Consider the following 16,043-nt stretch of genomic DNA (forward strand, 5'->3'; position numbering starts at 1 on the left):
AAGTGAAAGGTATTTTAGCAGAAAAAACGTTGCTCCAATAGCGCTATTTTGATAAATGACCGCTGCTAAAAACTTTAGCTTGTGCTGTAAATACATTGGAAATTACGCGGAGGTATAATCATGATTGGAAAAGTATTAGCAGGAAAAGCAGTAGTAGCAAAAGTCGTGGGAGGTGCCACAATTGGAACAGCTATCGCTCTTGGTTCAATGACAAGCGCATTTGCTTCAGACGGCCAGCACATTACTTCAACAAAAGCGTCGGCTCATACCGAAGCGGCAACGTATACGCAAGCTCAAGCAAAAGCAGTTGCCTTAAAGAACTGCGGAGGAACGGTTCAAACAGTTTCTTTTGAAAATAACGCCTATACGTTTTTAATTCACGGACAAGATAATCAAGATCATCATGTGAAAGTAAATGCACACAGCGGAAAAGTGGTAAAGGTTGAAAAACTATCTTTTTCTCGAAGTGAGGCACAAGCAGTAGCGTTGAAAAATTGTGGAGGAACGGTTAAGTCGGTAAGCTTCAACGATGGAGTATATACGTTCTTAATTCACGGAAAAGATAGCCGTGATCACCACGTGAAAGTGAATGCACAAAGTGGAAAAGTGATTCAAATTCAAAGCGCTACACTTACAAAAGCACAGGTTCAAACAATTGCACTAAAAAATTGCAGCGGAACGATTCAATCAAGTTCATATGCAAATGATGTATATACATTTTTGATCCACGGAAAAGATAACAAAGATCACCATGTGAAAGTAAACGCTGAAACTGGAAAACTAATGAAAGTCGAAGTTATAAAGTTTACACAAGAACAAGCTAAACAAGCTGCTCTTCAACAGCACAAAGGAACAGTTCAATCTGTCTCATTCAGTGAACAAGCATACACGTTTGTCATTAAAGGAACAGACAACGTACAACATACTGTAAAAATCAGTCCTCAAACAGGAAAAGTGTGCTGATTTGACAAAAAAGACGATTGCTGTAAAGCAATCGTCTTTTTTACGTTAAGGGCAATAAAATTTCAAAAGCAGTTCCTACATTCAATTTGCTTTTTACACGTATTTTTCCCCCGTGCAATTCTATAATAGATGCGCTGATAGCCAAACCTAAACCTGCTCCTCCGTATGCCCGAGAGCGTGAAGCATCAGCTTTGTAAAATCGCTCAAATAAATGAGGAAGGTGTTCTTGAGGAATACCATGACCGTTATCTTGTATTATTAACGAAAGTTCTTCCTCATTTATTTTTCCTACCACTTGAATAACTCCTGTAGTTGGATTTGTATGCTGTACGGCGTTGGAAAATAAGTTTAAAACAACTTGTTTAAATTGATCTTTGTTAACTTCGGATGGTAAACGGCTTGGGAAGTCGAATAAAACCTTTCTGTTCCCCGCCAACAGGATGAGTTGAGGTTTCATATCTAAAATCAACTCATCTATAAAACAGTACTCTTTTTGAAACGGTGGAAGTTGATCAAGCTGAGCAAGAAGCAGAAGATCCTGAATCAGTTTGCGCAGTCTTTTGGACTCCCCATACATGCTTTTTAATGCGGCGTTTAACTGCTCGGGATTACTGCTAGCCCCTCTTAGTAAAACTTCTAAAAAGCCGTGAATGGATGTAAGCGGCGTTCGCAGTTCATGAGAAGCATCCGCCACAAAGCGCCGCATTTGTTCTTTGGCTTCTGTTTCTGCTTTAAATGCTTTTTCAAGACGTTCAAGCATTTCGTTAATAGAAAGAGAAAGGCGATCCATTTCGATTTGTCCTTGATTAACAGGCAAGCGGTCATGTAAGCTTCCGGCATTAATATGCTCCACTTTTTTAGTAGTAGTAAACAAAGGGACTAACGTCCGTTTTAAAACAGACGAAAAAACAAAAAAAGCAATGGTCATTGCAGTAAGTGAAAGCATTAAAAAGATCATCATTTGTCTGATTAAGAGGTCTCTTAGTGATTCAGTGGGAGTATTGATTTGAATAACTCCCTGTATTTCTCCATCAAAAACAATGGGTTTTAAAACAATGACTTGCTCTTGATGACCATCGATTTTTTTTATGAGGCTCGTCGTGTTGTCCGGCTGTTTGATGTTGTTCATTACTTGTTTGTATGTAGATGCAGAAAGCTTAGGAAAGTAAGAATGATGTGGATCCTTAGCCAGCCGTAAAAATGTGCTTTTTTGATTGATAAAGGTAATATTAACACCTGGGAAATAAACCATCGGTCTTGATCTTTTTACATTCTGGCTTGTTTCAATATCATGCTTCCAGACATCATCGGGAATTAAGTGAATTTGGTCTTCGATGCTTCTAATTTTATTTGTGTAAATAAATTGCTTCATGAATACGTATTGAAAAACGCCTATCAGCATGAGTAAGCTTAAAATAACGAGTAAACTTCTAGATAAAAGCTGAAGGCGAAGAGAGTTCAGATGAAAGAAACGTTTGTATTTCATGAAATATCAATCCGGTATCCTACACCGCGAAGCGTTCGAATAACGGTTCGGCTATGGTCCTGTAATTTTTCTCTCAGTGATCGAATGTATACTTCTACAATGTTTTCTTCTCCTCCAAAATCATATCCCCACACTCGATCTAAAATGGTGGATTTACTTAGTACGAAACCGTGATTAATAACCAAAAACTTTAAAAGTGCGTATTCAGTCGGGGATAAATCAAGTATGTGATTAAGGTATTTAATTTCTTTGCGGCGGTCATCAATTTTAAATGGACCGATTGATACTTCGTCTAATAAGTTGGGAAATTGATTGCGGATTCTAGCTTGAATGCGTGCAAGAAGTTCTTCAAAACTGAAGGGTTTGACCATATAATCATCTGCTCCAATAGTCAGCCCCTTTACTCGGTCATCTACTTGATCTTTTGCTGTTAGCATAATTACAGCTATATTCCCCATTTTCTTCAACAAGCGGCATACTTCAAATCCATCCATTCCTGGAAGCATAACATCTACAATAGCGATGTGGGGCTTGAATTCTTTGGCTACATTAATTCCTTCAATTCCGTCTTGGGCAGTTTTAATATCAAATCCTTCATTCGTTAAACCCAAAGATAAAAACTGTAAAATAGTTGGTTCGTCATCAATAAGCAAGACTTTAATTCCTTTTAGTTGTTCCATCATGGTGAAAACTCCTTTGCTCCTCTACTTTCTATTATGCTTTTTTATCTGAAACAGCCCTGAATAATAGCTGAAAGCAAGCTGAAAATAGTAGCTATTCTTATATCTTCAGCTAACTTTAAGCTTCTATTCGTCTTATTCTCAGAAATCTTTTGCATAATGAACGGCGTACTAGATAAAACCCCATAAATTAGACGGAAAGTCTAATGGTGAAAAAGGAGGAAATTCAAGGATGATTAAATGGGCAAAAGTATTGTCTACATCTGCTTTAGGAACTGCAATCGCATGTAGCTCTATTACAACGAGTCACGCTGCAGAAATGAAGACAGCGAAAGCAGAAACAACTGAACATATGAGTATTTCTCAAGCTCAGGCAAAAGGTATTGCTCTGCAAGATTGCAAGGGGACAGTTACGTCTACGGAATTTAAGCAGGAATCAAGTGTGTATGTAATTACAATTGTAACGAACAGCCTTGAGCAAAGAATCGTAGAAGTAAATGCAAGTACCGGAAAAGTAGTAAAGAAGCAAGAAGTGAAGTTATGGACACAAACTCAAGTGAAAGAATCTGTTTCTAAGCAGTATAAAGGCGTTATTCAATCTATTACATTTTACAAAGAAACGCGTGAATATACGTTAACCGTAGTAGATGGCAAAGTAGAATATACGCTAACCGTGGATGGTCTAACCGGAAAAGTCATTCATGAGAATAAAAAAGAGCTGCAGCTAATGTCAAAGCAAAAAATAAAAGAAGCAATTGCCAAACAATATAGTGGTTACGTATATAGTCTAGAGTTTAAAGAATCCGCTAGTGAGTATATTGCAGTGATTCTTAAAGATAGCATTCAATATACAGTAACGTTAGATGCTTTCACAGGAAAAGTAGTCAATACTTCTCAGCAAGCCTTGAAGCTATTAACGAGACAAGATGCAAAAGATCTTGCATTGGCTACATATGCAGGTAAGGTGAGAATGGTAGAATATGATCAAAACGCAGCGATTTTCACAGTGAAAATAATCAAAGATAATACGGAATACACAGTTACAATCGATGCGGTTTCAAGTGAAATCATACATGTAAAACAAGATAAGCTTCAGCCGTTAACGGAAAACGCTGTAAAAGATCTTGCTTTGAAACATCAAGATGGAAAAGTAGAGCATATTGAGCTTATAACAGAAAACTCAATAACTGTATACGTAGTAACCTTAGTGAGCGGAAGCAAGCAGCAGACGCTTAAGTTCAATGCTTATACGGGACAAGAGTGCTCATAATTTTTTATCTTAAAACATACATTTCATTTTTCATTCATATCAAGCAGAGGGTGCTTCAAGGCATCTTCTGCTTTTCTATTTATAACTAGAAACGGGGCTGTTTATCTATGTTAAGATAAATGTAGATTATTGTTGTAAAATGGATAGAACTAGAATGAAATAAATTAAATAGATAGGGTGTACACATGAGAAAAGAAGTACAAGTTATAGCCAAAGAAGCTTTTATTAAAAAAGTGAACAAGGGTTATCCACTCATTGAAAAAGATGCGCTTGTTGATGGTCATAAACTGCAAGAAGAAGGGGTTATTATTAACTTAGTCACTCCGAAGAATCAATTTTTAGCCAAAGGCTATTATGGAAAACAAAACAAAGGCTACGGATGGATTCTTACGAAGAAGAAAAGTGAGCAAATTGACGTGGCGTTTTTTGCTAGAAAAATTCAGCAAGCTATTGCCTCTCGTCATGACTTTTATGCATCTGAAGACACAACTGCTTTTCGCGTATTTAATAGTGAAGGTGACGGAATCGGCGGCTTGATTATTGATTATTATGACGGATATTACGTCATGAGTTGGTATAGTGAAGGAATTTATCAATTTAAAGAATACGTCATTGAAGCCTTAAAGTCTGCGCCTAACTTTAAAGGGCTGTACCAGAAAAAACGTTTTAACGTAAAGGGTCAGTATATTGAAGAAGATGATTTTGTAGCAGGGGACAAAGGTGAATTTCCTTTAATTGTAAAAGAAAATGGTATTCGTTTTGCCGTTTACTTAAATGACGGAGCAATGGTGGGAGTCTTTTTAGATCAGCGAGACGTCCGTAAAACGATTCGAGATAAATATGCAAAAGGAAAGACCGTCTTAAATATGTTTTCGTATACAGGCGCATTTTCAGTGGCGGCCGCTCTTGGAGGAGCTGCGAAAACAACAAGTGTCGATTTAGCCAATCGCAGCTTGGCAAAAACAATTGAGCAATTTAGTGTAAATGGAATTGATCACGAAGCACAGGACATTATCGTAGAAGATGTTTTTAAGTATTTTAAATATGCGGTTAAGAAGAATATGACGTTCGATCTTGTAGTGCTAGATCCGCCAAGCTTTGCTAAGTCGAAAAAGCATACGTTTAGCGCAGCAAAAGACTACAAAGATTTATTAAAAGAAGCCATTGCGCTTACAAAGCCAAACGGTGTCATTGTAGCATCTACGAATGCAAGCAATTTTGATATGAAAAAATTCCATTCGTTTATTGAAAAAGCTTTTAATGAAAAAGGGGAACGGTACAAAATGATGGAACAGTTCGCTCTTCCAGCTGATTTTAAAACAATAAAAGAATTTAAGTCAGGTAATTATTTAAAAGTCGTGTTTATTCAAAAAGTAAATCGCTAAATGCAAGGCTGCATGATGAACTCATGCAGTTTATTTATTTTTAATAAAATAACGCTTACAAGCTATTTTGAAGGGAATAAAATGAAGGTAAGAGATAAATATTGTCAATATATATGATAAAATAATAAAGAAATTATGCTCAACATTTCACAATTTTGCAATATCATCCTTACGAAACGTATTTTTACAATTATTTTATTTTAAATGGGATAAGTATTGGGTACGAAGTGGAAAGAGCATACTATTACTATTATTTAAAAACATGAAAGGAGAAAGATTATGGCTGAAACAACAAAAAAGCCTGGCGGCGAAGTGAAATTTATTCCTTTATTAATTTGTCTGGCAATCGGACTTATTTTATGGTTTATTACACCTCCGTCCGGACTTGATGTGAAGGCTTGGCACTTATTCGCTATTTTTGTGGCTACTATCGTAGGGCTTATCATTAAACCATTGCCATTAGGCAGTGTAGCTGTTTTATCTTTAACCATTATTGTATTAACTAATACATTAACACTTGAACAATCGCTCAGCGGTTTTCAAAATACGACGATTTGGTTAATCGTTATTGCATTCTTTATTTCTAGAGGTTTTATTAAGACTGGTCTAGGAACAAGGGTTGCCTACATCTTTGTTCGTTTGTTCGGTAAAAAGACGTTGGGATTATCGTATTCTCTTATCGTAAGTGACTTGCTTTTATCACCTGCAATGCCGTCTAATACAGCGCGAGCTGGAGGAATTATTCTTCCAATCATTCGTTCTTTATCCGAAACATACGGATCCAGAACTGGAGACGGTACGGAGCGCAGAGTTGGCGCTTTCTTAACAAAAGTATCGTTTCAAGGAGATATGATCACATCCGCCATGTTCGTAACGGCAATGGCGGCCAATCCTCTTGCTGTTAAAATGACGGAACAAATTACAGGCAAGACTATTTCATGGGTTGGCTGGGCAGCGGCTGCAATTGTACCTGGAATTATTAGTTTAATTGTTATTCCGCTTGTTATTTATAAGCTGTATCCGCCAGAATTAAAAGAAACGCCGGAAGCATCTGAAATTGCAGCAAAAAAACTAAATGAAATGGGTCCGTTAAAGAAAGAAGAATGGTACATGATTGGCGTATTTTTACTTCTTCTTGTGCTGTGGATTTTTGGAGCTAATTTAAATATTAATGCAACAACAACTGCTTTTATTGGTCTATGTGCGCTGCTTTTAACGCAAGTGTTAAGCTGGTCGGACATCAAAAAAGAACAGGGAGCATGGGATACATTAGTTTGGTTTGCTGTTTTGGTTATGATGGCAACCTTCTTAAATGATCTAGGCATGATTCCTTGGTTCAGTGATCTGATGAAAGGCACTGTTAGTCATATGTCTTGGATGACGGCGTTGATTGTACTAGCTGTTGCGTATTTTTATTCTCACTACTTTTTTGCGAGTAATACGGCTCACGTCAGCGCTATGTACGCAGCATTTTTATCTGTCATCGTGGCCGCTGGTGCGCCTCCGTTACTGTCAGCATTAATTTTAGCGTTCTTTAGCAATTTATTTGGCTGTTTAACTCACTACGGCAGTGGACCGGCACCGGTGTTCTTCGGTAGTGGATATGTAACGCAGCAAAAATGGTGGTCGCTCGGCTTTTTAATTTCAATTATTCATATTATCATTTGGATTGGAATTGGCGGCTTGTGGTGGAAACTGCTAGGTCTATGGTAAAAAAAACAGTGGCGCAAGCCACTGTTTTTTTTATGCTTCAGCCCAAACGGATACAGAGCCGCCATTGACAGGGAACTGTCCGTAGCCATCTTCTTCAATCACAACTTGATCTTCTCGGTTGTTTGTGAAGTCAATCCATGTTTGTCCACTTCGGTGTTCGCCGACGAACATTCTCTTTTCGCCATCTTCGCCGTTTGACATCACTACAGCGCATCCAGACTTCTCAAATTCCTCTACACCATGCCTTACCCATCCAATGGTATTCGGGTGATCAAAATAATCGTCTTGCTGGCCGTATGCTTTGTCATAGCGTACATGCAAGAGAGCGGAAATATCTTTTTCTTTTCCCTCAATTGGGTGCTCTCCGCCTATCCCAAAATAGTCTCCGTAAAACACACAAGGATAGCCGTCTTTACGAAGTAAGATTAGAGCGTAAGCACTTTGTTTGAACCAATCTTCTACCCACGATTCTAAAGATTCATTTGGCTGAGAGTCATGGTTATCTACAAATGTGACAACATTCAAAGGGTGAGTCTTGACTAATGTATCATCAAAAATCGTGGTTAAATCAAAATCTCTTCCTTGCTGAGAGGCTTCATGCAGTTTATAGTGCAGAGATACGTCAAACAAATCGATTTGATAATCAATCACGTCTAGGAATTCCTGACAGGCTGTTAACTCTGGATTCCAAAACTCTCCCACAAAATAAAATGGCTTTTCTTGAGAAGAGGACAATTCGTGGGCAAACTCTTTAATAAAATCGTGGTTAATATGTTTAATGGCGTCTAATCGATAACCGTCGCACTGCAGGGTGTCTGCTAACCATTTTCCCCATTTGATCATTTCTTCTCGAACTTCAGGGTGATCGTAATCAATATTCGCAAACATTAAATAATCGTAGTTGCCAAACTCTTGATCGACATTTTCGTTCCAGCTTTTGTTTTCTCCGGCAATACGAAAAACGCCTTCTTTTCCATTTTTATCGTCGTAATCAGTGCCGTTAAAATGATTAAAGTTCCATTTGAAAGAAGAATATTTATCGCCGCGCCCTTCAAATGTAAACTTTGTCCACCCTTCAATTTCAAAAGGTTCAGAAATTTCTTCTGTTCGGTTCATGGGGTCCACTTCAATGACGTGGAACGTTTCTTTTTCATCTGCTGCAGCTTTATGGTTCATTACAATATCCACATAGACATTAATTCCATGATTATGACAGGCATCAATCGCTTCATGCAGCTCTTGCTTGGTTCCATACTTTGTACGAATGGTTCCTTTTTGATCAAATTCGCCAAGATCGTATAAGTCGTAAACGCCGTAGCCATTATCCTCTGATGAAACACCTTTTGTAACAGGGGGAATCCACACGGAATCAATTCCTTGTTCTTTTAGTTGAGGAGCGAGCTCTTTGAGGCGTTGCCAATGCTCGCCATCAGCTGGCACATGCCATTCGAAAAATTGCATAATTGTATGATTCCGTTCCAAGTTAAATCATCCTCCTTTTAAATAAAAAGATATAATCGCTCATGGATAGTTCTTTAGAATCAAATGAGGAATTGATTATATTTTTTCTTTTAACGTTCCTGTTATCCCTATTCTTTAAACCTTTTTCAACATATGAAGCTTAAGAAAATCTTAAGATTTCCCCTTCCTTTTTCTTAAGAAATGCAGTTTACAATAAAATCCATAGATGAAATGACCCATGATATACTTTTAAAAGGAGTGTGAGAAATCAATGAACGAATATGTGGTTTTAGTCGTAGACGATGAGCAAGAAATCCGTAATGGTATTGCTATTTATTTAAAAAATGAAGGTATTAAAGTCTTTACGGCCAAAGATGGAATCGAAGCCATAGAGATACTAAATAAAGAAAAAGTTCACTTAATTATTCTTGATATTATGATGCCAAGGCAAGATGGCATTTCAACGACGTTTAAAATCCGAGAACAAAAAAATATCCCGATTATTATGCTGAGTGCTAAAAGCGAAGATGCAGATAAAGTGCTCGGTCTGCAGGTAGGAGCAGATGATTATGTGACAAAGCCTTTTAATCCATTAGAACTGATAGCGAGAGTTAAATCACAGTTAAGAAGATATGTGACATTAGGTACATATGAGGAAACAAAGACGATTGATATCCGAGGTCTTGTACTTGATATTGAAGCTAAGTCCGTCACTCTTGACGGGGGATTCATTAAGCTGACTCCCATTGAGTATAAAATTGTAGAGTTATTAATGAAAAATGCAGGGAGAGTTTTTTCCATACATGATATTTATGAACGCGTATGGAATGAACCAGGCTACAACGCAGAAAACACAGTAGCGGTACACATTAGAAAAATAAGAGAAAAAATTGAGATTGAACCAAAAAATCCGAGGTATGTAAAGGTTGTGTGGGGACTTGGATACAAAATGGAAAAGTAGCGTCATTTCAGCTATAGGGATTATCTTGTTTTTATTTGGTTTAGGAGCAACTATTTCTTCAATTAGTAACGTGCATAATCTATTAAAAACAAACTATTTACAAAAAAGCAGCTATGTAAAATCAGAAGACTTCAAAAAGCAAATAAGTCGTTTTACAAATGATCTCTACCTTTTAGAATTGACACAAAAAGATAAGAATACCGTTAATGCAAATAAGATAACAGGAGAAGAGATTGAGTCGTATCGATATACGGAAGGAACATTAACAGAACAAATAAAAAACGTGCACGATAAATATGAAGAAAAAATAGAAGACGCTAAGCAGGCAAAGAGTAAAAACGTTGAAGATGCCTATATAAAGCAGCAGGATCTAGAAGTTAAAAACATTCAAAAAAAGTTTCAAGATGATCAATTCGTTCGAGAAGAAATAGCGAAAAACAAAAAACTCGAAATGAAGAAACTATATGACGAAGCTTTTGATCGACAAGAAACATTATCTCAATATAAAAAAGACATCGTGTATTATTTAAAAGATAGGAACACAAACAAAATATACACGAACATCCAAAACGCAGGCAAAGAAGATGTTAATCAATTAGTAAAAAAGAAAAATATATTGTATAAACATACTTATTCAGCTCAATCACCGCTTGTGTTCCAAGCAGATGAATATAAAAATTCATCGTTAAGCAGTGAGGCAGACTCAGAGATCCCAACCTGGTATTTAAAGCAGAAGTTTACGGGTATAATTGCTGTTCCTGAAAAAGAAACCTTCATTAGTCCTTTATTTGATGAATATAACTATTATCATCATCAAAATGTAGCGTTTCTCGTGTATGCATTTTCAGGGATACTAGCTCTGTTAATAGGTTACTTTATTTATAAAAAAACAATAACTGGACATTTAAAAGAAATAACAAGACAAACTGCAGTACAGAGGGTTTATAAAAAAATACCTTTAGATATTTGTATAATTGTTTTTCTTTTATACTCATTTTTTACATTAAGTCTAATTCTGAACGGCTATCCTGCTTCTGTATTAGAATCATATAAGCATGTTGCTACGTTCTTCTTTTATATGATAGCAATATCTATAGCTATTTCTCTATGGGCACTTCAAGTATTTCTACTGTTTCAGCGTATACGTACAATAGATGATATAAAAGAAGAATATAAAAGAACGTGTGTTTATCAAGTAATTTATTTTCTTCAATCTATTTTTATTATCAGACATATTGGCATGCATATAATGATTGTAGTGCTGCTTTTAGTGTTTGCCGTGTTTGCTGTTGCAGCTCTATTGACTAGTGGATCTATGTTTGCAGAACAAGTATCCATACTGTACTTAGCTATAGGCAGTGTTGTAGGAGTGGTTACTTTGATACTGCTTATGCTACGAGTTAATTATTTAAATAAAATTATTATCTCAATTGATCAAATTGCCACAGCCGAGTGGAAAGAGCCGTTACCTATCAAAGGAAAATCAGCTTTGACTCAAGCAGCGCTAAACATAAATCATATCCAGCAGCAGATTCAAACATCTCAGCATGTTCAAGTTAAAAGTGAACGCTTGAAAACAGAGTTAATTACCAACGTCAGTCACGATTTAAGAACACCATTGACTTCTATTATGACATATACAGCGTTGCTAAAGTCACAAGATCTTACTTCGGACGAACAACATGCTTACGTTGAAATTATTGACCGTAAATCAAAACGTTTACAGACACTTATTGATGATTTATTTGAAGTGTCAAAAATGGCAAGTGGAAATGTAGAATTGCATAAAGACAAAATTGATATTAACCAGCTTCTTCATCAGGCTTTAGCTGAATATAATGAAGCAATTGAAGATTCAACTCTGCAATTTCGTATTCAATCTCTCGAAAAGCCGATATTTGCTACTGTAGATGGTCAAAAATTATGGAGAGTATTTGACAATTTGATAGAGAATATATTGAAATATTCACTTGAACAAACGCGTGTCTATATTTCTGTTCAAGAAATAAACGAACAAGTGAAACTAACCTTTAAAAATGTAAGTAAATATGAACTAAATGAGCAGGCAGATGAGCTGTTTGAACGATTTAAAAGAGGGGACACTTCAAGACAAACCGATGGCTCCGGACTTGGGTTAGCTATTGCTAAGTCAATTATTGATTTGCACGGAGGAGAACTGAATATTAAAATTGACGGAGATTTATTTAAAGTAACGATTACTCTTTAATGTCAGTGAATATAAACAGCATATCTAGTGAAAAAGAGAAGCAACCTCACTATGCTGGTTGCTTCTCTTTTTTTAGCGTTCGTAATTTTATTCCGCAACCGCAAAGCGTACTGTGTTTTAGTACTTTTATTTCTCTATCACACTGATTACATCTTATTTCTTGTCCAATCATTTCTTCATCCCTTCCTCTTTTTACAAGAATTTAAATAAGTATCCATAAAATATGGATACTTATTTATTGATAAAATGTTAAACTAATTGAGAATAAATGATAATCTAAAATGAGAAAAATACTCTTATTTTTTCATTTAGAAAACGGATAAATTTATTTTACTTGCTGCGGAACAGATAATCCTAAACCGTCTGCAATGCGTGTTCCATACTCTGGATCCGCTTTGTAGAAGTGTTGAATTTGACGCAGTTTAATCTCTTCTTTTTCTACAGGTTTCATAGCTTCAACGATGTTTGCAACTAGTCGTGTACGCTCGTCTTTGCTTAGAAGGCGGTATAAGTCACCTGCTTGCGTGTAATGGTCGTTATGATCATATGCAACACTATCGGCAACGCCTGAAACAGGGTATGCTGCTTGTTTGTTTTCCTGTGATTCTGTCGGGCCGCCAAAGCTGTTTGGCTCATAATAAACAGAACGGCCGCCGTTATCGTCAAAGCGCATTTGGCCGTCACGCTGATAGTTATTTACTTCGCTGCGCGGACGGTTAATCGGTAGCGCTTGATGGTTAGCACCCACGCGGTAGCGATGTGCATCGCTGTATGCGAATAGTCGACCTTGCAGCATTTTATCAGGTGATACGTCAATTCCCGGCACAAGCGTTCCAGGTGAGAATGTAGCTTGCTCCACTTCGGCAAAATAATTTTCTGGATTGCGGTCTAAGACCATGCGACCTACTTCAATTAACGGGTAGTCTTTTTGTGACCAAACCTTTGTTACGTCAAACGGATCAAAGCGATACGTATCAGCATCTTCTAATGGCATAATCTGAACGTACAGCTTCCATGAAGGAAAATCGCCTTTTTCAATGGCATTAAATAAATCTTCAGTATGATAATCTGGATTTTCACCAGCTAGCTTTGCAGCTACGTCTGGAGACAGATTTTTTACGCCTTGCTCTGTTTTGAAGTGATATTTTACCCAAACGCCATCTCCTTCGGCATTAACCCATTTAAATGTGTGGCTGCCAAATCCATGCATATGGCGTAAAGTTGCGGGGATACCGCGGTCAGACATTAAAATAGAAACTTGATGCAAAGATTCAGGAGATAAAGACCAGAAATCCCAAACGGCCGTCGGGTTTTTTAAATGTGTGCGTGGATCGCGTTTTTGTGTATGAATAAAGTCAGGGAATTTAATCGCATCTCGGATGAAAAATACAGGTGTATTATTTCCGACTAAGTCGTAGTTTCCTTCTTCTGTATAAAATTTAACAGCAAATCCGCGAGGGTCGCGAACGGTATCTGCTGAGCCGTTTTCACCAGCTACTGTTGAAAAACGAGCAAATAGAGGCGTTCGTTTTCCTACTTCAGAAAGGAAAGTTGCTTTTGTATAGGCTGAAACATCATTTGTCACTTCAAAATAGCCGTGGGCACCGGCGCCTTTTGCGTGTACGACGCGTTCAGGAACTCGCTCTCGGTTAAAATGGGCTAATTTCTCTAAAAGGTGAACATCTTGAATTAAAGTAGGTCCGCGTGAACCAGCGGTCATTGAATTTTGATTATCTCCAACCGGAGCTCCCCAACTAGTCGTCAGGTTATTCTTGTTTGTTGTCATCTTAGAACCACCTCTTATTTGAATTTTATTATGTTAGAAATAATAATAACATTTTTAAATAAAAAATCAATACTAAATTATAATTATTATAATTTAAATTGTTAATTTTGAGATGTAGTCAATGGGGTATATAACATGTGAAGTGTACGAACTATTTTAAAAATTTTCTGTATAGTATATTTAGTTTAATAATAAAAATGCCTGGTGTGCAATTATTTTGACCGGCTATTACCATATCAAAAACACGCTTGCTTATTTATATAAGCAAGCGTGTTCGTTTTATATATTTTGTGATAAGTTTGCTTTCGCTGCCAGTTCAGCCTGAGGCGTGCGCCAAAGCTGCGTCCATTTTTGAATCGCAGCAATCATAATAATGAGACCGAGTATAAGCATGATGATTGAAAGAGTTGCATTTAATATGCTGTAACCTGCCGCAGCTTCATTTAAATAGACATTCTTAACCATCCAATAACCTGCGTAGTTAACCGTTACGTAAAGGTAGGCTAGCGGAATAAGGCAAGTAAGCATATAGGAGCGTTTATCTGCAATTCTAAGAATAACGGTTGCTCCAATAATTAAACCAATAGAGGCCATTAACTGATTCGATACGCCGAACAGCGCCCAAACTGAGCCAATATCTCCTGAGAACAATAAATACCCCCACATAAAACAGGCTAGGGCGCTTGCAAAAATGGACCCCGGAAGCCAGTCTACTCGTTTCAATGGCTTATAAAATTCACCGAAAAAGTCTTGAATTAAATATCGGGAAACGCGTGTACCCGCGTCGATAGCAGTTAAAATAAACACTGCTTCAAACATAATGACGAATTGGAAAAAGTAAGAAGACAGGTGGCTGAACCAAGGAATTTCTGTGAAGATATATGTCATTCCTACGGCCAGTGTAACAGCCCCGCCTGTACGGCCTTCTAAGTTTAGACCAATCTCTTGGCTAAGCTGAGGAAGAGCTGTCACGTTCATGCCGAGCGTTTTGAACACTTCAGGTGTAGAGTTGATTGCAAAATAGTCTCCAGGATGTAAAGCTGTTGCTGCAATTAATGCCATAATTCCTACCAAGCATTCGACTAACATCGCCCCGAAGCCTACAACTTTAATGTCACTCCAACGGTCGAGCATCTTAGGGGTTGTCCCTGAACCAACAAATGCATGGAAGCCGGAAATAGCACCGCAGGCGATCGTAATGGAAATGAACGGCCACACGGGTCCTGCTAAAATAGGGCCGCCTCCGTGAATAAATTCAGTAACTGCAGGAAATGGAATTGCTGGATTTACGAAAAACACGCCTACAATCAGCGCGATAAAGACACCAATTTTCATAAAGCTGCTTAAATAATCTCGAGGTGCTAAAAGCAGCCAAACGGGCAAGGCCGCTGCGAAAAATGCATAAACGGGAAGAATAATTGAAAGTGTTTTAATATCTAGCGTTAAAAAATCTCCTAAAGCTGTTCCTTGAATATAAGGACCGCTAAATACGGCGATTAAAATTAAAATGAAGCCGACGGTAGAAGCCGCTTTTAAATTACCGGTTTTTTTGTGGTAAATACCTACCCCCATTGCGATCGGAATCGTAATTCCAACAGCGAATGTACCCCAAGGGTTTTTCTCAAGTGCGTGTAGCACGACCATAGATAAACCGGCCATTGTGATGGTAATGATAAAAAGCATAGCTAAACCTGTACAAAAACCAGCGACAGGTCCTAGCTCTTTTTTAGCCACTTCGGAAAGCGACTCGCCTTTTTGGCGCATAGATGCAAATAACACAACCGCATCGTGAACGGCTCCTCCGATTACAGCTCCTATTAAAAGCCAGAGCAGTCCGGGCAAATAGCCAAACTGAGCTGCTAAAATAGGTCCAACAAGCGGACCAGCAGCTGCAATAGCTGCAAAGTGATGACCAAATGTTACCCATCGGTTGGTTGGCACATAATCTTTCCCATCTTCAAGTTCATGTGCTGGTGTTTTTTGCGAATCGTTTAGTTTCAAGACCTTAACAGCCATGAATGTTCCGTATAGCCGATACGCAATCATTAAAATACAGATAGATCCAATAACAATCGTAACCGCATTCATTACAAATCCCCCTATCCCTTAGT

Annotated in this window: 11 protein-coding genes; 6 read left to right on the forward strand and 5 right to left on the reverse strand. The window is 37.6% G+C overall.

Going from position 1 to position 16,043, the window contains the following annotated elements; genetic code table 11:
• Positions 1-120 precede the first annotated feature (120 nt).
• Entirely contained in the window at positions 121-963 is an 843-nt protein-coding gene (locus POF52_RS18510) for a PepSY domain-containing protein (protein ID WP_271993974.1), read from the forward strand.
• Positions 964-1,003: 40 nt separating this feature from the next.
• On the opposite strand, the gene POF52_RS18515 is transcribed toward POF52_RS18510, so the two are convergent.
• Both POF52_RS18515 and POF52_RS18520 read right to left on the reverse strand, forming a co-directional pair.
• On the reverse strand, positions 1,004-2,449 hold the full coding sequence (locus POF52_RS18515) for a sensor histidine kinase (protein WP_271993976.1): 1,446 nt from the start codon (positions 2,447-2,449) through the stop codon (positions 1,004-1,006).
• A complete protein-coding gene (locus POF52_RS18520; protein WP_271994343.1) occupies positions 2,446-3,129 on the reverse strand; it encodes a response regulator transcription factor in 684 nt (227 codons plus the stop codon). The genes POF52_RS18515 and POF52_RS18520 overlap by 4 nt, the downstream gene beginning before the upstream one ends.
• 232 nt (positions 3,130-3,361) lie before the next feature.
• On the opposite strand from POF52_RS18520, the gene POF52_RS18525 reads away from it, so the two are divergent.
• From POF52_RS18525 to POF52_RS18535, 3 genes are all read left to right on the forward strand, one after another.
• Positions 3,362-4,399: a PepSY domain-containing protein gene (locus POF52_RS18525; protein ID WP_271993978.1), complete on the forward strand. Its 1,038-nt coding sequence runs from the start codon at positions 3,362-3,364 to the stop codon at positions 4,397-4,399.
• Between the two features lie 185 nt (positions 4,400-4,584).
• The gene (locus POF52_RS18530; RefSeq protein WP_271993980.1) at positions 4,585-5,784 is read left to right on the forward strand and encodes a class I SAM-dependent rRNA methyltransferase; all 1,200 of its coding nucleotides are present in this window, start codon (positions 4,585-4,587) and stop codon (positions 5,782-5,784) included.
• 279 nt (positions 5,785-6,063) lie between these two features.
• Entirely contained in the window at positions 6,064-7,497 is a 1,434-nt protein-coding gene (locus tag POF52_RS18535) for an anion permease (protein ID WP_271993982.1), read from the forward strand.
• Between the two features lie 30 nt (positions 7,498-7,527).
• Here the strand turns inward: POF52_RS18535 and POF52_RS18540 are convergent, their stop codons facing one another.
• The gene (locus POF52_RS18540) at positions 7,528-8,979 is read right to left on the reverse strand and encodes an alpha-amylase (protein ID WP_271993983.1); all 1,452 of its coding nucleotides are present in this window, start codon (positions 8,977-8,979) and stop codon (positions 7,528-7,530) included.
• Between the two features lie 250 nt (positions 8,980-9,229).
• On the opposite strand from POF52_RS18540, the gene POF52_RS18545 reads away from it, so the two are divergent.
• Both POF52_RS18545 and POF52_RS18550 read left to right on the forward strand, forming a co-directional pair.
• Entirely contained in the window at positions 9,230-9,919 is a 690-nt protein-coding gene (locus POF52_RS18545; RefSeq protein ID WP_271993985.1) for a response regulator transcription factor, read from the forward strand.
• A complete protein-coding gene (locus POF52_RS18550; RefSeq protein WP_271993987.1) occupies positions 9,897-12,146 on the forward strand; it encodes an MFS domain-containing histidine kinase in 2,250 nt (749 codons plus the stop codon). The genes POF52_RS18545 and POF52_RS18550 overlap by 23 nt, the downstream gene beginning before the upstream one ends.
• Before the next feature lie 325 nt (positions 12,147-12,471).
• On the opposite strand, the gene katA is transcribed toward POF52_RS18550, so the two are convergent.
• Entirely contained in the window at positions 12,472-13,932 is a 1,461-nt protein-coding gene (gene katA, locus POF52_RS18555; protein ID WP_271993989.1) for a catalase KatA, read from the reverse strand.
• A 279-nt stretch (positions 13,933-14,211) separates the two neighbouring features.
• Positions 14,212-16,020, reverse strand: a complete 1,809-nt coding sequence (gene cstA / locus POF52_RS18560) for a carbon starvation protein CstA (RefSeq protein WP_271993991.1) — start codon at positions 16,018-16,020, stop codon at positions 14,212-14,214.
• Positions 16,021-16,043 lie beyond the last annotated feature (23 nt).

The organism is Priestia sp. AB, assembly GCF_028369225.1.
GTDB lineage: Bacteria > Bacillota > Bacilli > Bacillales > Bacillaceae_H > Priestia > Priestia megaterium.